This is a genomic window from Plantibacter sp. Mn2098, from assembly GCF_049319745.1.
Taxonomy (GTDB): Bacteria; Actinomycetota; Actinomycetes; order Actinomycetales; family Microbacteriaceae; genus Plantibacter.
Genome location: NZ_JBMOUH010000007.1, coordinates 1 through 18,132, shown reverse-complemented (window position 1 = coordinate 18,132; position 18,132 = coordinate 1). Strand labels below are relative to the sequence as shown.

Sequence of the window (18,132 nt, the reverse complement as noted above, 5' to 3'; positions counted from 1 at the left end):
GGTAGTGCGCACGGCCGACACCACCGCCGTGCGCGGTGTCCGATGCCGCGTCACGCACATCCGACGGCCGACCGGTCACCTCCCAACTCGCCAAGAACGTGACGATTCCGGCCGCGTCCATTTGGCTCGGGAAGTTGCGCCCCCGTAAGGTTCTGAGGGGCCGCACGACGTGGGGCACGCGGCGATGTCGCCGAATCACCGAATCATCTGGCGGCATCTGGAGGGAACAGACGTGGCAACGAGCAAGGGTCCGGACAAAGAAGCCCGTGAAGCGCGTGCGCGCATCCGCGGATACAACGCCAGGCGGACGGTGCACGAGCACCGCGTGAAGCGGCGCGTGCGGGACAACATCATCGCGACCGTCGCCCTCGTCGTGGTGCTCGGTGCAGCCACGGCGGCCCAGGTGTTCTACTTCTCCGGCGGCCCTGGAACGCCGAAGCCCACTGCCAGCGCCTCCGCATCGGCTTCACCGTCCGCCGCAGCGGACGGGTGTGGCACAACGGGAGCGACCACCGGCTCCAACACGGGCGACGCCCCATCGACGAGCCTCGCGGAGGGGCGCGACTGGACGGGCACGATGACGATCAACGACATCGCCCTCGACCTCACGCTCGACGGCAAGTGCGCACCGCAGGGCGTCTCGTCCTTCATCTCGCTCGCCGAGAAGGGCTTCTACAACGGCATCAGCTGCCACCGCCTGACCACGAGCGGCATCTACGTGCTCCAGTGCGGCGACCCGAAGGGCGACGGCACCGGCGGTCCCGGATACAGCTACGGCCCGGTCGAGAACGCGCCGAAGGGCGACGTGTACCCGGCCGGCACCATCGCGATGGCGCGCCAGGGCGGCAACGGGTACAGCAACGGGAGCCAGTTCTTCATCGTCTACCAGGACTCCACGATCCCCTCTGACGCCGCCGGCGGCTACACGATCCTCGGCAACATCACGGACGGCCTGGACAACCTCATTTCCGGCGTGACGTCGAAGGGCGTCGAAGGCGGGACGGGCGATGGCGCCCCGGCCGTTCCGGCCAAGATCACCTCGGTGACCGTGCAGTAGCGGTCACCGAGTACCGGTTCGATCCGGAAGTTTCGCCAGCGACGCCGTCTGGCGTATTAGGCTTGCGGATTGATCAAGATTGTCAACGAGGCGACAACACAGCAAGGTGAAGCGTGTGACGAGTTCAGACATGGCCCCATGGGGCAGGGTGGACGAGGACGGAACGGTCTTCGTCCGCGAAGCCGAGGGCGAACGAGCCGTCGGACAGTACCCTGACGGAACCAAAGAGGAAGCGCTCGCCTACTTCGAGCGCAAGTACACCGACCTCGCAGGGCAGGTGACGCTGCTCGAGCAGCGCGCCAAGCGCGGCGCACCGGCGACCGACATCGCGAAAGCCGTGTCGTCGCTGCGGAAGAACGTCGAATCGGCCAACGCCGTCGGCGATCTCGAAGCACTGACCACGCGCCTCGCGGCGCTGGACGGCAAGGTCGGCGAGCTGACCGAGGCGCAGACGCAGGAGGCGAAGGCCGCGCTCGACGAGGCGGTGCAGTCCCGTGTCGCCATCATCGAAGAGGCCGAGGCGCTCGCGCAGCAGGACCCGGCGCGCGTCCAGTGGAAGCAGACCTCCACCAGGCTCGACGAGCTCTTCGCGGAGTGGCAGCGCCAGCAGCACGACGGTCCGCGCCTGCCGAAGACCGAGGGCAACGAGCTCTGGAAGCGATTCCGCACCGCTCGCGCCACGATCGAACAGCACCGCCGCGCGTTCTACACGGAGCTCGACTCGGTGCACAAGGAGGCGCGGGCGAAGAAGCAGGCCCTCGTCGACCGCGCTGAGGCGCTCATCCCGCAGGGTGCGGACGGCGTTCCCGCGTATCGCGCACTGCTCGACGACTGGAAGCAGTCGCCGCGTGCCGGCAAGCGTCAGGATGACGCGCTCTGGGCCAAGTTCAAGGCTGCCGGCGACGCCATCTACGGCGCGAAGGCTGAGATCGACGCCCGCGACAACGCCGAGTTCCAGGGCAACCTGGACCTCAAGCTCGCTGTCCTGACCGATGCTGAGCCCATCCTCACGGAACAGGACCGCGACAAGGCCCGTACGGCTCTCGCAGCGATCCAGCGCCGCTGGGACGAGATCGGCAAGGTCCCGCGCGACCAGGTCCGTGTCGTCGAGGACCGCCTGCGCAAGATCGAAGCGCACGTCAAGCAGCTCGAGGACGACCACTGGAAGCGGAACAACCCCGAGACCAAGGCTCGCACCGAGGGACTCGCGAGCCAGCTGGCGGACGCCATCGCGAAGCTCGAGGACGAGGTCACCGCCGCTCGCGCGTCCGGTGATGCCGCCCGTCTGGCAGCCGCCATCGAAGCGCTCGATGCTCGGAAGGCCTGGCTCGGCGCCATTCGCTGATCCGCCCGGTCGAGCAGGGCCGTCCACAACCCGCCCCACTCGACCGGTTCTCCACAACATCGCCACGATCCTCCTGCAGGCCATCCGCTTGCAGGAGGATCGTTGTATGTCCAGCCGATTGTCCGCCTACCTGCAGCCGCCGGTTCTATCGGTCACCGAGCTCTCGGCCGCCCGGCTCGACGGCGATCTGTTCGCGATCGACGACGGCTACTGCAGCATCGACGAACCGGACACCAGGGAGCTCCGGCTCGAGATCCTCTCGCGGGTTGTTCGGCCCTCTCTGGGCGCGACGATCGCCGGGCTGAGCGCCGCGTGGCTGCACGGCGCACTCTCCACGCCTCCCGCACGTCATGAGGTCGTGATCCCCGTGCAGGCGCGCGGGTCCTGGCACTCATCCAGCGTCGTGAGCGTCCGTCAGCTCGTCATCGAGAACGCCGACGTCACCCGGCTCGGGCCGTACGGGGTCACCACGGCGGTGCGGACCGCCGTCGATCTCGCGCGGGACCACCGGCTCTCCTCGCCCGGACACGTCGCACTGCGGCGCCTGCTCGGGTCAGGCACTGCCCCACCAGCCGAGGTCATCGCTTGGTTGGACGCTCATCGACGGTTCCCCGGGCGTCCACGAGCGCTCAGATCTATCGAGGCGGCCGTTGATGCCACGCTGCCGGGCCTGGACGTCCCGGTGGAGCAAGCGGCCGTCTCAGCGATCCTCTCGTCCCACAGCGCCATTGGCGGCCGCGGTGACGTCCGCCCAGCGGATCAGCCGCCGTTGACGCGATAGACGTCGTAGACGGTGTCGATGCGGCGCACGGCGTTGAGCACACGGTCGAGATGCGTCGTGTCCCCCATCTCGAACACAAATCGACTGATCGCCAGTCGGTCGCTCGAGGTGTTGACGGTCGCGGACAGGATGTTCACGTGGTACTCGGAGAGGACGCGTGTGACGTCGGAGAGCAGACCGGCCCTGTCGAGGGCCTCCACCTGGATCTGGACCAGGAACACGCTCTTGGACGACGGCGCCCATTCGACGTCGATCATGCGCTCCGGCTCCTGCAACAGCGACTGGACGTTGTGGCAGTCCGAGCGGTGCACGGAGACGCCGGCGCCACGGGTGACGAAGCCGACGATGTCGTCCCCTGGCACCGGTGTGCAGCACTTCGCGAGTTTCACGAGGATGTCGTCCGCGCCGCGCACGAGCACACCGGAATCGCTGTTCTTGAGACGCTCACGACGACCGCGGGTCGGCAGCGTGAACTCGGTGTTCTCGCTCTCGTCCTGGTGGACGAGCGCAACGACCTTCTCGAGCACCGACTGTGTGGACACGTGGCCCTCGCCGACCGCAGCGTACATCGCGGTCACGTCCTCGTAGCGCAGCTGCGCCGCGACCTCGGCGAACGAGTCCTGGTTCATGAGCTTCTGCAGCGGCAGGTTCTGCTTGCGCATCGCCCGGGCGATGGCGTCACGCCCCTGCTCGACCGCCTCGTCGCGGCGTTCCTTCGTGAACCAGCCACGGATCTTGTTCCGAGCCCGGGGGCTCTTGACGAAGTTCAGCCAGTCCTGGCTCGGGCCGGAGTCCGGGTTCTTCGAGGTGAAGACCTCGACGACGTCGCCGGTGTTGAGCGTGCTCTCGAGCGGCACCAGACGGCCGTTGACCTTCGCACCCATGGTGCGGTGGCCGACCTCGGTGTGCACGGCGTACGCGAAGTCGACCGGGGTCGCACTCGCCGGGAGACCGATCACGCGGCCCTTCGGCGTGAAGACGTACACCTCTTTCGCGCCGATCTCGAAGCGCAGCGAGTCGAGGAACTCCCCCGGGTCGGCGGTCTCGGCCTGCCAGTCGGAGATGTGGGCGAGCCACGCCATCGAGGCGTCCGGCTCCGAAGACGACTGGGTCTTGCCCGAGTTGACGCGTTCCTTGTACTTCCAGTGCGCCGCGACGCCGAACTCGGCGCGCTGATGCATCTCGTTCGTCCGGATCTGGATCTCGACGGGCTTGCCGCCCGGCCCGACGACGGTGGTGTGGAGCGACTGGTACAGGTTGAACTTCGGAGTGGCGATGTAGTCCTTGAAACGGCCGGGAACCGGTGTCCATCGCGCATGGATGGAACCGAGCACGGCGTAGCAGTCGCGCAGCGAATTGACGAGCACGCGGATGCCAACGAGGTCGTAGATGTCATCGAACTCGCGTCCGCGAACGATCATCTTCTGATAGATCGAGTAGTACTGCTTCGGGCGGCCGACGACCTTCCCGCGGATGCGCTGAGCCTTCAGGTCTTCGCTCACGGCGTCGATGACGCTCTGCACGTACTCCTCGCGTTGCGGCGTCCGCTGCTTGACGAGCGACTCGATCTCCGCGTAGAGCTTCGGGTAGAGAACGGCGAACGACAGGTCTTCGAGCTCCCACTTGATGGCCTGGATGCCGAGCCGATGTGCGAGCGGCGCGTAGATCTCGAGCGTCTCGGTGGCCTTCTTCGCCGCCTTCTCGGACGGGACGAAGCCCCAGGTGCGCGCGTTGTGCAGCCGGTCGGCGAGCTTGATGATGAGCACACGGATGTCCTTCGACATCGCCACGATCATCTTGCGGACGGTCTCCGCCTGCGCACTGTCGCCGTACTTGACCTTGTCGAGCTTCGTGACCCCGTCGACGAGCATCGCGACCTCGTCGCCGAAGTCCGCTTGGAGCTGGTCGAGCGAGTAGTCGGTGTCCTCCACCGTGTCGTGCAGGAGTGCGGCGACGATCGTCTTCGGGCCGATGCCGAGGTCCGCGAGGATCTGGGCGACCGCGACGGGGTGCGTGATGTACGGCTCGCCACTCTGACGCTTCTGGCCGGAGTGGGCCCGCTCCGCAACGGTGTACGCGCGTTCGATGAGCGCGAGGTCCGCCTTGGGGTGGTGCTGCCGTACGGTGCGCATCAGGGTGTCGACGGCGCCGGCCGGCTGTGCCTTGGAGAAGATCCGCGGGACGAGACGACGAAGGGAGGCCGTCGATGACGTCGTTGTATCCGCCATGTCAGACCTCCCTCCGTTCGATGATCTCGAGTACTACAACAACGCGATCAGGCGTCTGCTTCCACGAGCTCGCCGGTCTGGGCGCGCTCGCGGGCTGCCAGCACGCGCTTGTCGTGCTTGGCGATCCGCGGCTCACCCTGACGGAAGTTCGCGTACAGCGGCGCCGCAACGAAGATCGTCGAGTAGGTGCCGACCAGGATGCCGACGAGCAACGCGAGCGAGATGTCGCGAAGTGTGTCTGCACCGAGGACGAACGCACCGATGAAGAGGATCGCTGCGACCGGCAGCGCGGCGACGACACCCGTGTTGATCGAGCGCACGAGGGTCTGGTTCACCGCGAGGTTGACCGACTCGCCGAACGTGCGCGAAGCGCCGTCCGCATCGAGGGTCGTGTTCTCACGGATCTTGTCGAACACCACGACCGTGTCGTAGAGCGAGAAGCCGAGGATCGTCAGGAAGCCGATCATGGCCGCCGGAGTGATCTCCCAACCGGTCGCGGCGTAGACGCCGGCCGTGATCAGGAGGTCGTGGAGCAGCGACATCAGCGCTGCGGCCGACATCTTCCAGGTCCGGAAGTACAGCGCCATGAGGATCGCTGCGAGGACGAGGAAGACGATCAGACCCTTGATGGCCTGCTGCGAGACGTCCTGGCCCCACGTCGGCCCGACGAACGACACCGTGATGTCGGAGACCGGGACGTCGTAGGCCTTCGCGAGGGCCTCGGAGACCTGCTTCGTCTCGGCGTTGTTCTTCAGCTGGTCGGTCTGGACCCGCACCGCGTCGTCGCCGACGATCGTGACGTGCACGACCGCGTTGGGGACGACCGATGTCACCGCATCCTGAGCGAGGTTCTGATTCGTGTCCTTGACGTCGGCGATCTGGAACTGCGATCCACCGCGGAACTCGATGCCGAAGTTGAATCCGCCCTTGACCACGGGGATGAGGACGGAGAGCAGGATCGCGACGATTGCGATCGTGTACCAGATCTTGCGCTTCCCGACGAAGTCGTAGGACCGCTTGCCGGTGTACAGCTCGTTTCCGAAACGTGCGAACGCACCCATCAGGAGTCCTTCCCCTCGGTCGATGCATGGTCGTCACCGGCATCGCCGCCAGCACCGACGAGTGCCGCCTGCTTGCGCTCGGCGATGGTCTGACGCTTTGCAGCCTCACGGTTCGCGCCGGCGTTCTTGCCGGCGGTGGCCGTCGGTTTCCTGAACTCGGCTCGACCACGATAGATGGCGCCGAGCGCTGTCGGGTCGAGACCCGTGATCGGCTTGCCGCTGTTGAAGAATTTCGTCTGCGCGAGCAGCTGCATCATCGGGTGCGTGAAGATGAGCACGATGATGACGTCGATCACGGTCGTGATGCCGAGCGTGAGCGCGAAGCCGCGCACGTTGCCGACCGCGAGGATGTAGAGCACCACGGCGGAGAGGAGGTTGACGCCCTTCGCCGCGTAGATGGTGCGCTTCGCACGCTTCCAGCCGGCCTCGACGGCGGACTCCAGGCCACGGCCGTCGCGCAACTCGTCCTTGATGCGTTCGAAGTACACGATGAACGAGTCGGCCGTGAAGCCGATGGCGACGATGAGGCCCGCGACACCCGCGAGTGACAGCCGGAACCCTTCTCGCCAGGACATCAGCAGGACGACGACGTAGGTGAGCGCGGCAGCGGCCACAAGCGACGCGATCGTGACGAGACCGAGCAATCGGTACTGGAACAGCGTGTAGATGACCACGAGGATCAGACCGATGAGACCGGCGATGAGGCCGCTCTGCAACTGGGTCGAACCGAGGGTCGCCGAAATGGTGTCGGACGACTGCACCGTGAAGCTGATGGGCAGGGCGCCGTACTTCAGCTGGTCGGCGAGGGTCTTTGCGGACTCCTGCGTGAACGAACCGCTGATCTCCGGCTTGCCGTCCGAGATGACCGCGAGGGACTGCGGGGCCGAGATGACGCTGCCGTCGAGGACGATCGCGAACTGGTTCTGCGGGCTCTGGAGCGAGGTGAGGCGGCCGGTGACGTCGGCGAACAGCTTCGTGCCGTGCGCGTTGAAGACCGGGTAGACGGCCCACTCGCCGGTGCTGGCCCCCGACTGCGTCGTCTTGATGCCTGCGCTGGCGTCCGACAGGTCCTCGCCGGTCACTTCGACCGGGCCGAGGATGTACTTGAACGTGCCGTCGACGTCACAGGTGATGAGCGGCTTGTCTGCCGGTGCCGCAGCCGCGTCTCCGGACTGCTCGGCCGCGCAGTCGAACGCCTGGAACTCTGCGTACAACGCCGGAGTGACGTAGTTGAGGTCGCTCGCGTTCGTGGGCTTCGCCGTCGGCGTGCTCTCGAGATCCGGAGCCGGCGTCGGGTACGGCGTGGACTTGCCGTCCTGACCCATGAACGTGTTCGAGGGCTGGCCCGGTGTGAGCTGCTGCGAGGTGAGGACCGGTCGGAACTCGAGCTTCGCGGACGACTGGATGCGCTTGAGCGTCTCGTCGTCCGGAGTGCCGGGGATCGACACGACCACGTTCTGGCCCTGTGTGGTGATCTCCGCTTCGGAGACGCCGGACGCGTCGACGCGCTGGCGGATGATGGAGACGGCCTGGTTGAGCTGCTCAGACGACACCGTCTGACCGGACTCGAGCTTCGGCGCGAGGATGATCTGCGTTCCGCCCTCGAGGTCCAAGGCGAGCTTGGGCGTCCAGGAGCTGTTGCCCCAGATCACCCCGGCCGCATTGATCGCGAACAGACCGATAATGATCACGCCAAGCCACGTGAGCGAGCGCCACGCCTTCTTGACCGGGGTCGACTTTGCCAAACTCGGAACTCAGCTTTCTCTGCGTGTGACGGCATCGCTGCGCGTCACGCGGGAAGGTTGGTGTTAGTCGTCGCTCTTCTTCGACTGGTTCGACTGGTCTTCGATCCGCTGACCGAATTCAGGCTCCCCCGCCGTTGCCTCATCCGTGATGGATTCGACTGCCGGAGCGTCTGCGGGCGTCTCGACGACGGGCTCCGGGACGACGCTGCCTGCGAAGCGCGGGTCGATGGTGACGATGACACCGGGTGCGATCTCGACGTCCGCCTTGCGGGCCTCGCGATCCATGGAGATCAGGGTACCGTACACGCCGAAGCCCGTGAGCACTTCTGCGCCCGGAACGAGCTTGGTTTCGGTTTCAGCGGCCTGCTTCTTCCGCTTGTTGTTGCTGACCATCATAAAGACGATCATGACGGCCGCGAGGCCGAACAGGACGAGAGTCATTGCATCCACGATGGGAACCTTCCAGAGGGTTGTGGGGGTCGGACGCGCTCATGGCGCACCGCCAAATGATAATTATAGGTCACCGAGCGTGGGGGCTTGCTGTGAGGGGGTCCTGCCGAAGTGGTCCCAGGCGTTCCTGGTGGCGATTCTCCCCCGCGGTGTGCGCGTGATGAGGCCGATCCTGACGAGGAACGGCTCCACGACCGACTCGATCGTCTCCGGTTCTTCGCCGACGGAGACGGCGAGCGTGTTGAGCCCGACCGGGCCGCCACTGAAGCGGTCGAGCATCGCTTCCATGACCGTCCGGTCGAGGCGATCGAGTCCGAGCGCGTCGACGTCGTACAGTTCGAGGGCTGCGCGCACCGTCGCCAGATCGGCGGCGCCGCTGTGCACGAGCGAGTAGTCCCGCACGCGCCGCAGCAGCCGGTTCGCGATGCGAGGAGTCCCCCGGCAGCGTCCGGCGATCTCGGCGATCGCCTCGCCGTCGATGTCGAGACCCAGCATGTCCGCGGTTCGCTTCAGCACCTGCTGGAGCTCTGACTCGTCATAGAACTCGAGGTGCGCCGTGAAGCCGAAGCGGTCCCTGAGCGGATTCGGCAGGAGACCGGAGCGCGTCGTCGCGCCGACGAGGGTGAACGGTGCGAGGTCGAGCGGGATGCTCGTCGCGCCGGCGCCCTTGCCGACCATGATGTCGATGCGGAAGTCCTCCATCGCGAGGTAGAGCATCTCCTCCGCAGGACGCGCCATGCGATGGATCTCGTCGATGAAGAGGATCTCGCCCGGCGTGAGCGACGAGAGGACGGCGGCGAGGTCGCCCGCGTGCTGGATGGCCGGGCCGCTCGTCAGTCGCAACGGCTTCCCGGTCTCGTGGGCGACGATCATCGCGAGCGTCGTCTTGCCGAGTCCGGGCGGGCCGGCCAGCAGGATGTGGTCGGGCGTGCGGTTCTGCATCCCGGCGGCGGTGATGAGCAGCTGGAGCTGCCCCCTCGCCTTGCTCTGTCCGACGAACTCGGACAACGACCGCGGGCGGAGCGCCCCCTCGAACGCGAGCTCGGCGTCCGACTCCGGTTCAGGGTTGGTCAGGTCGTCGCTCATGCGCTGCGTCCTGGCGTGTGTGCGGGGCCGAGCCTCGCGAGGGCGAGCCGGAGCAGGGCCGGAACGGCGGTGAGGTCGGCAGGTGCAGCCTCGGCCGAGGCGTCGACGACGGCCTGGACGGCGGTCTTCTCCTGCCAGCCGAGTCCGATGAGCGCCGTCACGACGCGCTCCGAGATGGCGGACGCGTCGACGACCGCTCCGGGCTTCGTGGCGCTCGGCGGCGCGACCTTCAGCTTGCCGGTGAGCGAGAGCACGATGAGCTTCGCGGTCTTGGGGCCGATGCCGGACACCTTCCGGAACGGGGCGTCGTCCTCTGCGGAGACCGCGGAGGCGATCTGGTCCGGTGTGAGCGCTGCGATGACGCCAAGCGCCGACTTGGGGCCGACACCGGTGACACCGAGCAGCAGCTCGAAGACCGCGAGCTCCTCCGCATCGCGGAAGCCGAAGAGCGTGAGCGAGTCCTCGCGGACGATGAGCGTCGTCGTCAGGCGGACCTCCTCGCCGATGCGGAGCGAGAGGGCGAGCTCCGGCACGACCTGCACGGCGAATCCGATGCCGCCCACCTCGACGACGACGACACTGCCGAGAGCACTGAGAACGGGGCCGCGTACTGAGGAGATCACGATCCAAGCCTAGGGCGCGGCGCAGACACACCGTGCACCCCCGCGCGCTGAGTCGGCGACTTCGACGACCGCTCGGCACGCTGCCACGCGAGCTGCGCCGGTGTGAGGCCCGATGCTGCTGGCCGCCCTGGTGCAGTGGAGACGGCGGCGGCGGCCGTTGTGGAGATGCTCGACGGACGCCACGCATGACAGATTGCGAGGGCGAGCGCGTCTGCGGCATCCGCCGGCTTCGGCGGTTCGTCCAGGCCGAGGATCCGCGCCACCATGGCCTGCACCTGCTTCTTGTCCGCCTGCCCGTAGCCGGTCACCGCGGCTTTGACCTCGCTCGGCGTGTGCAGTCCGACCGGGATGCCACGCGACGCCGCGGCGTGGAGTGCGAGGCCACTGGCCTGCGCCGTCCCCATCACGGTGCGGACGTTGTGCTGCGCGAACACGCGCTCGACCGCCATCGCGTCCGGGGAGGTGCGCTCGATGTACTCCGCGATGCCCTGGGCGATGCCGAGCAGACGCAGTTCGAGCGGCAGGTCCGGCTCCGTCCGCACGACGCCGTACTCGACGAGCACCGCCGTCCGGTTGGGCTCGACATCGACGACGCCGATGCCGCATCTGGTCAGCCCAGGATCGATGCCGAGCACTCTGAGCGTCATGATCCGAGGTTAACGACCTCCGGGCCGGTCGCATCGCGACCGGCCCGGAGTGTCGTACATCCGTTCGAAACTACTCGTCGTCCGCTTCGAGCTCGGCCTGCACCTCTGGAGTCAGGTCGAAGTTGCTGTAGATGTTCTGCACGTCGTCGTTGTCCTCGAGGGCGTCGATGAGCTTGAACACCTTGCGTGCGGTCTCCGCGTCGACCTCGACCTTGAGGTTCGGGACGAACGCGACGTCGGCCGAGTCGTAGTCGATGCCGGCCTCCTGCAGCGCCTTCCGCGCCGCGACCATGTCGCTCGGCTCGGTGACGACCTCGAAGGTCTCGCCCTCTGCGTTGACCTCTTCGGCGCCTGCTTCCAGGACCGCCGCGAGGATGTCGTCCTCGGTCGTTCCCTCTGCCTGGACCACGATGAGGCCCTTGCGCTGGAAGTTGTAGGCAACGCTTCCGGGGTCCGCCATGGTGCCGCCGTTGCGCGACATCAGTGTGCGCACGTCCGCTGCAGCTCGGTTCTTGTTGTCCGTCAGACACTCGACGAGCAGGGCGACGCCGTTCGGCCCGTAGCCCTCGTACATGATGGTCGTGTAGTCGACGACCTCACCGGTGAGCCCGGCGCCGCGCTTGACGGCGCGATCGATGTTGTCGTTCGGGACCGAGGTCTTCTTGGCCTTCTGGATGGCGTCCACAAGCGTGGGGTTGCCCGAGAGATCGGCGCCGCCCATCTTGGCTGCGACCTCGATGTTCTTGATGAGCTTCGCGAACGACTTGGCGCGACGGCTGTCGATGACGGCCTTCTTGTGCTTCGTCGTTGCCCATTTGGAGTGACCGGACATGTGCTCCCTAACTGCGTGAAAAGAACCCACCTAGTCTAGAGCAGCGCGGAGCTGCTCGCTGGTGGACCGGGGTCGTCGGCCGACGATCAGACGGCCGCGGCCACCTTCGCCAGGAAATAGGCGTGGAAACGGGTGTCCCCGGTGACCTCCGGGTGGAAGGAGGTGCCGAGCAGATTGCCCTGCTCGACGGCGACCATCGTGCCGTCGTCGAGTGTTGCGAGCGGGGTGACCTGCTCCCCCGCCGATTCCACGATGGGCGCACGGATGAACACGGCATGCACCGGCGGAGCGCCAAGGACCGGGATGTCGAGGTCGGTCTCGAACGAGTCGACCTGCGAACCGAAGGCGTTGCGGCGGACGGACACGTCCAGCCCGCCGATGCTCTCCTGACCCACGATGCCGTCCACGATGCGGTCGGCCAGCATGATGAGACCGGCGCACGTCCCGTAGACGGGCAGGCCGCCGCGGACGGCGGCGCGGAGCGGCTCGGCCAGGTCGAAGGCCCTCGCCAGCTTGTCCATCACACTCGACTCCCCACCGGGGATGACGAGTCCGTCGACCGCAGCGAGCTCCTCCGGGCGTCGGACGAGCGTGACGCTCGCTCCGAGCCCGGAGAGCACTGCTGCATGTTCGCGGAAATCGCCCTGGAGGGCGAGGACGCCGACGCGGGGCGTGCTGCTACCAGCCACGCTCTGCGAGGCGGTGCGGCGCTGCGAGGTCGGAGACGTTGATGCCGACCATGGCTTCGCCCAGCCCGCGGGAGACCTCGGCGATGACGGCCGGGTCGTCGTAGAACGTGGTCGCCTTGACGACGGCGGCAGCACGCTCGGCCGGGTTGCCCGACTTGAAGATGCCGGAGCCGACGAACACGCCGTCCGCACCGAGCTGCATCATCATGGCCGCGTCGGCCGGGGTGGCGACGCCGCCGGCGGTGAAGAGGACGACGGGGAGCTTGCCGGTCTCGGCGATCTCCACAACGAGGTCGTAGGGGGCCTGCAGTTCCTTGGCTGCGACGTACAGCTCGTCCTTGCTCATGGACGTGAGCGCGGCGACCTCCGACTTGATCTTGCGGATGTGCTTGGTGGCCTCAGAGACGTCACCGGTGCCTGCTTCGCCCTTGGAGCGGATCATGGCCGCGCCCTCGTTGATGCGGCGGAGGGCCTCACCGAGGTTGGTGGCGCCGCAGACGAAGGGGACGGTGAAGTTCCACTTGTCGATGTGGTTGACGTAGTCGGCCGGGCTCAGGACCTCGGACTCGTCGATGTAGTCGACGTCGAGCGCCTGGAGGACCTGCGCCTCGACGAAGTGGCCGATGCGGGCCTTCGCCATCACGGGGATGGACACCTCGGCGCGGATGGCGTCGATGAGGTCCGGGTCGCTCATGCGGGCGACGCCGCCCTGCGAGCGGATGTCGGCCGGAACGCGCTCGAGCGCCATAACGGCGACGGCTCCTGCGTCTTCTGCGATGCGGGCCTGCTCTGCCGTGACGACGTCCATGATGACGCCGCCCTTCAGCATCTCAGCGAGGCCGCGCTTCACGCGGTTCGAGCCGTATTCTCCGGTGGGCGTGGCACTGTCGGTCATGGTGTCGATTCTACTCGGGGGCTGCCGGCGTGATCGCCGTCCACAGCTCAGGAATTGGACTTGCGGGTGGGTGGTGCGGGTTCCGTGGTGATGCGGGTGCGCCGGATCAGGCGCCGTCGGCCGGCCAGGCGTTCGCGATGGCCGTGCGCACGTCGCCGAGGAGCTGCGGGAGCGCCTTCGTCTTGGCGATGATGGGGAAGAAGTTCGCGTCCGACGCCCATCGCGGGACGATGTGCTGGTGCAGGTGCGCGGCGATTCCGGCGCCGGCGACCTGCCCCTGGTTCATCCCGATGTTGAAGCCGTCGTTGCGCGAGACCTGCTTGACAACCCGCATCGCGGTCTGGGTGAGGCTGCCGATCTCGGCCACCTCCTCCGGCGTCGCATCGTCGTACATCGCCACGTGCCGATACGGGCAGACGAGCAGATGCCCCGAGTTGTAGGGGAAGAGGTTGAGCAGCACGAACGCGTGCGTTCCTCGGTGCACGATGAGCGCACGCTCGTCGTCCATGCTCGGTGCGACGCAGAACGGGCAGCCGTCGTCGGCTGGTTGCCCCTGCTGGATGTAGACCATCCGATGCGGCGTCCACAGGCGCTGGAACTCGTCCGGGACCCCTGCGAACTCGCTCGAGGACTCGAGCTCGGCGTCGGTGGGGCCACCGACGCCGAACCCGGGTGCCTCGGTCATGCTGGGAAGTCCTCCGCGCCGTTCACGAGCACGCGCTCCTTGATCGACGTGAGGATGCGGCGCACCGCGTCCTCGACCGGGACGCCGTTCACCTGCGTGCCGTCGCGGAACCGGAAGCTGACTGCGCCATTGGCACGGTCCTCTTCGCCGACGATGAGCTGGAACGGGACCTTGGCCTTCGTGTGGTTGCGGATCTTCTTCTGCATGCGCTCGTCCGAGGAGTCGAGTTCAGCGCGGACGCCTGCGGCCTTGAGGCCGGCGATGACCTCGCCGAGGAACTCGCCGTACTGCTCCGCGACGGGGATGCCGACGACCTGGACGGGCGCGAGCCACACGGGGAACGCACCGGCGTAGTGCTCGAGCAGGATCGCAAAGAACCGTTCGATCGAGCCGAGGAGGGCACGGTGGATCATGGCCGGCTGCTTGCGTGTGCCGTCGGCCGCCGTGTATTCGAGCTCGAACAGCTCAGGCTGGTTGAAGTCGAGCTGCACGGTGGAGAGCTGCCAGGTCCGACCGATGGCGTCGCGCGCCTGCACCGAGATCTTCGGGCCGTAGAACGCCGCTCCCCCTGGGTCTGCGACGAGCTCGAGGCCGGACTCGACCGCAACCTCGCGCAGCGTCTCGGTCGCCTGCTCCCACAGTTCCTCTGAGCCGACGGACTTCTCCGGGTTCCGGGTGGAGAGTTCGAGGTAGAAGTCGTCGAGGCCGTAGCCGCGCAGCGTCTCGAGCACGAACTCGAGCTGCTTGCCGACCTCGTCCTTGATCTGCTCCTCGGTGACGTAGATGTGGGCGTCGTCCTGGGTCAGGCCGCGCACGCGCGTCAGACCGGAGAGGGTCCCGCTCTTCTCGTAACGGTAGACGGTGCCGAACTCGGCCAGACGCAGCGGGAGCTCACGGTAGCTGCGTCCGCGAGCACGGTAGATCAGGTTGTGCATCGGGCAGTTCATGGGCTTCAGGTAGTAGTCCTGGCCCTGACGGGTCACGTGACCGTCCGCATCGACTTCCTCGTCGAGGTGCATGGCCGGGAACATCCCGTCCTTGTACCAGTTGAGGTGCTGGCTGATCTCGTAGAGTCGGCCCTTCGTGATGTGCGGAGTGTTGACGAGCTCGTAGTCGTACGCGAGCAGGCGCTCGCGCATGTAGTTCTCGATCTCGTTGCGGATGATGCCGCCCTTGGGGTGGAACACCGCAAGACCGGAACCAATCTCCTCGGGGAACGAGAACAGGTCGAGTTCCGCACCGAGCTTGCGGTGGTCGCGCTTCGCGGCCTCCTCGATGCGGGTCTGGTACGCGCGGAGCTCGTCCTTGCTCGGCCACGCCGTGCCGTAGATGCGCTGCAGCTGCGGGTTCTTCTCGCTGCCGCGCCAGTAGGCGGCGGCGACACGGGTGAGCGCGTAACCGTTGCCGATCATGCGTGTGCTCGGCAGGTGGGGTCCTCGGCAGAGGTCCTTCCAGACGGTCTCGCCGGTCTTGGGGTCCACGTTGTCGTAGATCGTGAGCTCCGCGCCGCCGACCTCGACGCTCTCGCCGTCCTGACCGGCTTCCGCTGAACCGCCCTTGAGGCCGATAAGTTCGAGCTTGTACGGCTCGTTCACGAGCTCTTCGCGGGCCTCGTCCTCCGTCACGACGCGGCGGACGAACCGCTGCCCCTGACGGATGATGCGGTCCATGTTCTTCTCGATCGCCTTGAGCGCCTCCGGCGTGAGCGGCTCTGCGACGTCGAAGTCGTAGTAGAAGCCGTCGGTGACGGGCGGGCCGATGCCGAGGTTCGCGTGCGGGTCGATCTGCTGCACGGCCTGCGCGAGGACGTGGGCTGCGGAGTGCCTGAGGATATTGAGGCCATCGGGTGAGCCGATGTGCACTGCCTCGACGGTGTCCGTCTCCGTCACCGTCGTGGCGAGGTCTTTCAGCTCGCCGTTGACGCGCATTGCGACAACGGATCGGTCGGTGAACAGTGCGAACCCGTCACTCACGGATGGCCACTCCTTCTCAGATCAGTCGAACCGTATTACCTTACCGCCGAGCGCGAGGGCAGCTGTGCGCCCGGGCGACGACGTCTCGGTAGAGTTGGGCGCAATTCGGATCACGGTCGATGGAGGCAACGTGGCGGTTCAGACTCGACCAACGACGATGGCCGTGTTCGCCGCCTTCCCGGTGATCGCCGTTGTGCACGTGATCGGGCTCGCGTCCGGCATCCAGCTGCTGTCGGTCACGACGAAGCCGCTCCTGATGCTGTCATTGGCGCTCGCCCTCGTCTGGGCCGTCCCGAAACTCAGCCGGGCGCTTGTCATCACGCTCGTCGCGATCCTCTGCAGTTGGCTGGGCGATGTCGTGTTGGAGATCCCGGGCGAGGTCCCGTTCCTCATCGGCATCGTGTTCTTTATGTTGGCTCAGGCGGCGTACGTGGTCCTGTTCCGGTCCCGACTCCGGCTGAAGCGACTCCCCTGGTGGTCGCTCGTGTACGCGGCGTGGTTCGTCGCCGGCGTCTGGCTGATCGCGCAGCAGTCGCTCGGCGTCCTGCTGCCGGCGGTGATCCTCTACGGGGCGGTGATCGGCGCGATGGCGCTCACGGCGTCCGCGACGACGCCGATGATCGCGGTCGGCGGCGCGCTGTTCCTCGTGTCCGACTCCCTCATCGCCATCGATCGCTTTGTGCCGTCGCTCCCTCTCTGGGCCGCGGACGAGATCATCATGGTGCTCTACGCGGCGGGCCAGGGCCTCATCGTGTTCGGGGTGGCGCGAGTGTTGCGCGCACGCGCGGCTGGTGCGGCAGCGGCTGACGGCATCGGGCGCTCGGCACGTTCCGCATCGCAGGCCTGACGGGCTCTCGACGGATCAGTCGGGTTCGAGCGGAAGCCAGGTCGATCGTTTCCGCGTCTCGGCCGAGCGGTCGCCCAGGCGGCTCGAGGCGCCCGTGCGGTTGCGCAGCAGGACGAGCAGCACAACGCTCACTGCGAGGAGAACCCCAGCCGCCGCCAGGAGGTTCCACACCAGCTCCGACACGTTCACCCCCGCAGACGTCGCGCCCTCGTCCCGCAGCGCGCTGCCCAGCCTACGGAGACGGCAATGCCCCCCACTAGGGGGTATGCCCTAGTCTTTCGCGCCGCGGCGGAACAACGAAGGCCCCGAGCGTCTCCGCTCGGGGCCTTCGTCTTGCTGGTGGGCGATACTGGGATCGAACCAGTGACCTCTTCCGTGTCAGGGAAGCGCGCTACCGCTGCGCCAATCGCCCATGTTCTGTTGTTGCCGAGTGGAGGTGGCGACGGGATTCGAACCCGTGTGGACGGCTTTGCAGGCCGCTGCCTAGCCTCTCGGCCACGCCACCGCGTGTGGGTTGAGCCCACCTGCCGCAGACGGTCCGAGACCGGTCTACTGCACTCGAGCGGATGACGAGATTCGAACTCGCGACCCTCACCTTGGCAAGGTGATGCGCTACCACTGCGCCACATCCGCATTTCACAACCGGTTTCCCGGGTGCTTGAAAACTCTAGCCGATGCTGAGAGGCGTTCGTGACATCTGGACTGTCGGATCCGCATTCTCGCCCGGAATGACGCGGAAAAGTCGTTGTGCATCCCGGGCGCGTCACGCGTGCGCTGCGGCGTCGGCACGGCGGTATCGACCCAGCGGTGGAACGACGAAGGCCCCGAGCGTCTCCGCTCGGGGCCTTCGTCTTGCTGGTGGGCGATACTGGGATCGAACCAGTGACCTCTTCCGTGTCAGGGAAGCGCGCTACCGCTGCGCCAATCGCCCGGGAACCGGGTACTGCGTAAGCACCTGGAGGATGCTGAGTGGAGGTGGCGACGGGATTCGAACCCGTGTGGACGGCTTTGCAGGCCGCTGCCTCGCCTCTCGGCCACGCCACCGCGTGTGGGCTGACCCACATGCCCGACCTGTCCGAAGACCGATCAGGACCGGCCCTGAGGCTGATCCACTGCACTCGAGCGGATGACGAGATTCGAACTCGCGACCCTCACCTTGGCAAGGTGATGCGCTACCACTGCGCCACA

General features: G+C 66.9%; 17 protein-coding genes and 5 tRNA genes. 4 read left to right on the top strand and 18 right to left on the bottom strand.

Translation table 11 applies throughout. The features are described 5' to 3' along the window. Nucleotides 1-232 precede the first annotated feature (232 nt). The 3 genes from ACL9RL_RS11670 (at nucleotide 233) to ACL9RL_RS11660 (ending at nucleotide 3,183) form a co-directional block, all read left to right on the top strand. Nucleotides 233-1,057, top strand: coding sequence for a peptidylprolyl isomerase (locus tag ACL9RL_RS11670; RefSeq protein WP_422780424.1), 825 nt, complete (start codon nucleotides 233-235; stop codon nucleotides 1,055-1,057). A 130-nt stretch (nucleotides 1,058-1,187) separates the two neighbouring features. After that, complete coding sequence (locus tag ACL9RL_RS11665; protein WP_422780676.1) at nucleotides 1,188-2,402, top strand: DUF349 domain-containing protein; 1,215 nt, start codon at nucleotides 1,188-1,190, stop codon at nucleotides 2,400-2,402. Nucleotides 2,403-2,508: 106 nt separating this feature from the next. Beyond that, nucleotides 2,509-3,183, top strand: a complete 675-nt coding sequence (locus ACL9RL_RS11660; RefSeq protein WP_422780423.1) for a type IV toxin-antitoxin system AbiEi family antitoxin — start codon at nucleotides 2,509-2,511, stop codon at nucleotides 3,181-3,183. Here ACL9RL_RS11660 and ACL9RL_RS11655 read toward each other — a convergent pair. From ACL9RL_RS11655 to thrS, 12 genes are all read right to left on the bottom strand, one after another. Next, on the bottom strand, nucleotides 3,162-5,411 hold the full coding sequence (locus ACL9RL_RS11655) for a RelA/SpoT family protein (protein WP_422780422.1): 2,250 nt from the start codon (nucleotides 5,409-5,411) through the stop codon (nucleotides 3,162-3,164). The two genes, ACL9RL_RS11660 and ACL9RL_RS11655, sit on opposite strands and share 22 nt — an antisense overlap. A 47-nt stretch (nucleotides 5,412-5,458) precedes the next feature. Then, complete coding sequence (gene secF, locus ACL9RL_RS11650; protein ID WP_422780421.1) at nucleotides 5,459-6,472, bottom strand: protein translocase subunit SecF; 1,014 nt, start codon at nucleotides 6,470-6,472, stop codon at nucleotides 5,459-5,461. After that, the gene (secD, locus tag ACL9RL_RS11645; RefSeq protein ID WP_422780420.1) at nucleotides 6,472-8,217 is read right to left on the bottom strand and encodes a protein translocase subunit SecD; all 1,746 of its coding nucleotides are present in this window, start codon (nucleotides 8,215-8,217) and stop codon (nucleotides 6,472-6,474) included. The genes secF and secD overlap by 1 nt, the downstream gene beginning before the upstream one ends. A gap of 63 nt (nucleotides 8,218-8,280) precedes the next feature. Next, nucleotides 8,281-8,658, bottom strand: a complete 378-nt coding sequence (locus ACL9RL_RS11640; RefSeq protein ID WP_422780675.1) for a preprotein translocase subunit YajC — start codon at nucleotides 8,656-8,658, stop codon at nucleotides 8,281-8,283. Between the two features lie 72 nt (nucleotides 8,659-8,730). Continuing rightward, the gene (gene ruvB, locus ACL9RL_RS11635; protein WP_422780419.1) at nucleotides 8,731-9,753 is read right to left on the bottom strand and encodes a Holliday junction branch migration DNA helicase RuvB; all 1,023 of its coding nucleotides are present in this window, start codon (nucleotides 9,751-9,753) and stop codon (nucleotides 8,731-8,733) included. Continuing rightward, nucleotides 9,750-10,376: a Holliday junction branch migration protein RuvA gene (ruvA, locus tag ACL9RL_RS11630; RefSeq protein ID WP_422780418.1), complete on the bottom strand. Its 627-nt coding sequence runs from the start codon at nucleotides 10,374-10,376 to the stop codon at nucleotides 9,750-9,752. The genes ruvB and ruvA overlap by 4 nt, the downstream gene beginning before the upstream one ends. Continuing rightward, nucleotides 10,373-11,023 (bottom strand): crossover junction endodeoxyribonuclease RuvC, encoded by a 651-nt coding sequence (gene ruvC / locus ACL9RL_RS11625; protein ID WP_422780417.1) that lies wholly within the window; start codon nucleotides 11,021-11,023, stop codon nucleotides 10,373-10,375. The genes ruvA and ruvC overlap by 4 nt, the downstream gene beginning before the upstream one ends. 70 nt (nucleotides 11,024-11,093) lie before the next feature. Next, nucleotides 11,094-11,855: a YebC/PmpR family DNA-binding transcriptional regulator gene (locus ACL9RL_RS11620; protein WP_422780416.1), complete on the bottom strand. Its 762-nt coding sequence runs from the start codon at nucleotides 11,853-11,855 to the stop codon at nucleotides 11,094-11,096. Between the two features lie 86 nt (nucleotides 11,856-11,941). Beyond that, nucleotides 11,942-12,544 carry a pyridoxal 5'-phosphate synthase glutaminase subunit PdxT gene (gene pdxT / locus ACL9RL_RS11615; protein WP_422780415.1) on the bottom strand — a complete coding sequence of 201 codons (603 nt, stop codon included), beginning with the start codon at nucleotides 12,542-12,544 and terminating at the stop codon, nucleotides 11,942-11,944. Further along, nucleotides 12,534-13,439: a pyridoxal 5'-phosphate synthase lyase subunit PdxS gene (gene pdxS, locus ACL9RL_RS11610; protein WP_422780414.1), complete on the bottom strand. Its 906-nt coding sequence runs from the start codon at nucleotides 13,437-13,439 to the stop codon at nucleotides 12,534-12,536. Before pdxS ends, pdxT begins: the two co-directional genes overlap by 11 nt. Before the next feature lie 106 nt (nucleotides 13,440-13,545). Continuing rightward, nucleotides 13,546-14,124 (bottom strand): HIT family protein, encoded by a 579-nt coding sequence (locus ACL9RL_RS11605; RefSeq protein WP_422780413.1) that lies wholly within the window; start codon nucleotides 14,122-14,124, stop codon nucleotides 13,546-13,548. Further along, entirely contained in the window at nucleotides 14,121-16,052 is a 1,932-nt protein-coding gene (gene thrS, locus ACL9RL_RS11600; RefSeq protein ID WP_422780674.1) for a threonine--tRNA ligase, read from the bottom strand. The genes ACL9RL_RS11605 and thrS overlap by 4 nt, the downstream gene beginning before the upstream one ends. A gap of 175 nt (nucleotides 16,053-16,227) precedes the next feature. Between thrS and ACL9RL_RS11595 the strand changes: the two genes are divergently transcribed. After that, nucleotides 16,228-16,944: a lysoplasmalogenase gene (locus ACL9RL_RS11595; protein WP_422780412.1), complete on the top strand. Its 717-nt coding sequence runs from the start codon at nucleotides 16,228-16,230 to the stop codon at nucleotides 16,942-16,944. Nucleotides 16,945-16,959: 15 nt separating this feature from the next. On the opposite strand, the gene ACL9RL_RS11590 is transcribed toward ACL9RL_RS11595, so the two are convergent. The 6 genes from ACL9RL_RS11590 to ACL9RL_RS11565 form a co-directional block, all read right to left on the bottom strand. After that, complete coding sequence (locus ACL9RL_RS11590; RefSeq protein WP_422780411.1) at nucleotides 16,960-17,127, bottom strand: hypothetical protein; 168 nt, start codon at nucleotides 17,125-17,127, stop codon at nucleotides 16,960-16,962. Between the two features lie 154 nt (nucleotides 17,128-17,281). Beyond that, a tRNA-Val gene (locus ACL9RL_RS11585) sits at nucleotides 17,282-17,356 on the bottom strand. Nucleotides 17,357-17,375: 19 nt separating this feature from the next. Beyond that, nucleotides 17,376-17,449 (bottom strand) — tRNA-Cys (locus ACL9RL_RS11580). A 56-nt stretch (nucleotides 17,450-17,505) separates the two neighbouring features. Beyond that, a tRNA-Gly gene (locus ACL9RL_RS11575) sits at nucleotides 17,506-17,577 on the bottom strand. 223 nt (nucleotides 17,578-17,800) lie between these two features. Then, nucleotides 17,801-17,875: transfer RNA gene (locus tag ACL9RL_RS11570), tRNA-Val, on the bottom strand. A 39-nt stretch (nucleotides 17,876-17,914) separates the two neighbouring features. Beyond that, nucleotides 17,915-17,988 (bottom strand) — tRNA-Cys (locus tag ACL9RL_RS11565). Nucleotides 17,989-18,132 lie beyond the last annotated feature (144 nt).

Excerpts from the sequence above, each read along its gene's own strand:
- ACL9RL_RS11620 (WP_422780416.1), bottom strand. The coding sequence starts at position 11,855 with ATGTCCGGTCACTCCAAATGGGCAACGACGAAGCACAAGAAGGCCGTC.
- pdxS (WP_422780414.1), bottom strand. The coding sequence starts at position 13,439 with ATGACCGACAGTGCCACGCCCACCGGAGAATACGGCTCGAACCGCGTG.
- ruvC (WP_422780417.1), bottom strand. The coding sequence starts at position 11,023 with ATGACGCTCAGAGTGCTCGGCATCGATCCTGGGCTGACCAGATGCGGC.
- thrS (WP_422780674.1), bottom strand. The coding sequence starts at position 16,052 with ATGCGCGTCAACGGCGAGCTGAAAGACCTCGCCACGACGGTGACGGAG.
- secF (WP_422780421.1), bottom strand. The coding sequence starts at position 6,472 with ATGGGTGCGTTCGCACGTTTCGGAAACGAGCTGTACACCGGCAAGCGG.
- ACL9RL_RS11605 (WP_422780413.1), bottom strand. The coding sequence starts at position 14,124 with ATGACCGAGGCACCCGGGTTCGGCGTCGGTGGCCCCACCGACGCCGAG.
- ACL9RL_RS11660 (WP_422780423.1), top strand. The coding sequence starts at position 2,509 with ATGTCCAGCCGATTGTCCGCCTACCTGCAGCCGCCGGTTCTATCGGTC.
- ACL9RL_RS11665 (WP_422780676.1), top strand. The coding sequence starts at position 1,188 with ATGGCCCCATGGGGCAGGGTGGACGAGGACGGAACGGTCTTCGTCCGC.
- ACL9RL_RS11640 (WP_422780675.1), bottom strand. The coding sequence starts at position 8,658 with ATGACTCTCGTCCTGTTCGGCCTCGCGGCCGTCATGATCGTCTTTATG.
- ruvB (WP_422780419.1), bottom strand. The coding sequence starts at position 9,753 with ATGAGCGACGACCTGACCAACCCTGAACCGGAGTCGGACGCCGAGCTC.
- ACL9RL_RS11655 (WP_422780422.1), bottom strand. The coding sequence starts at position 5,411 with ATGGCGGATACAACGACGTCATCGACGGCCTCCCTTCGTCGTCTCGTC.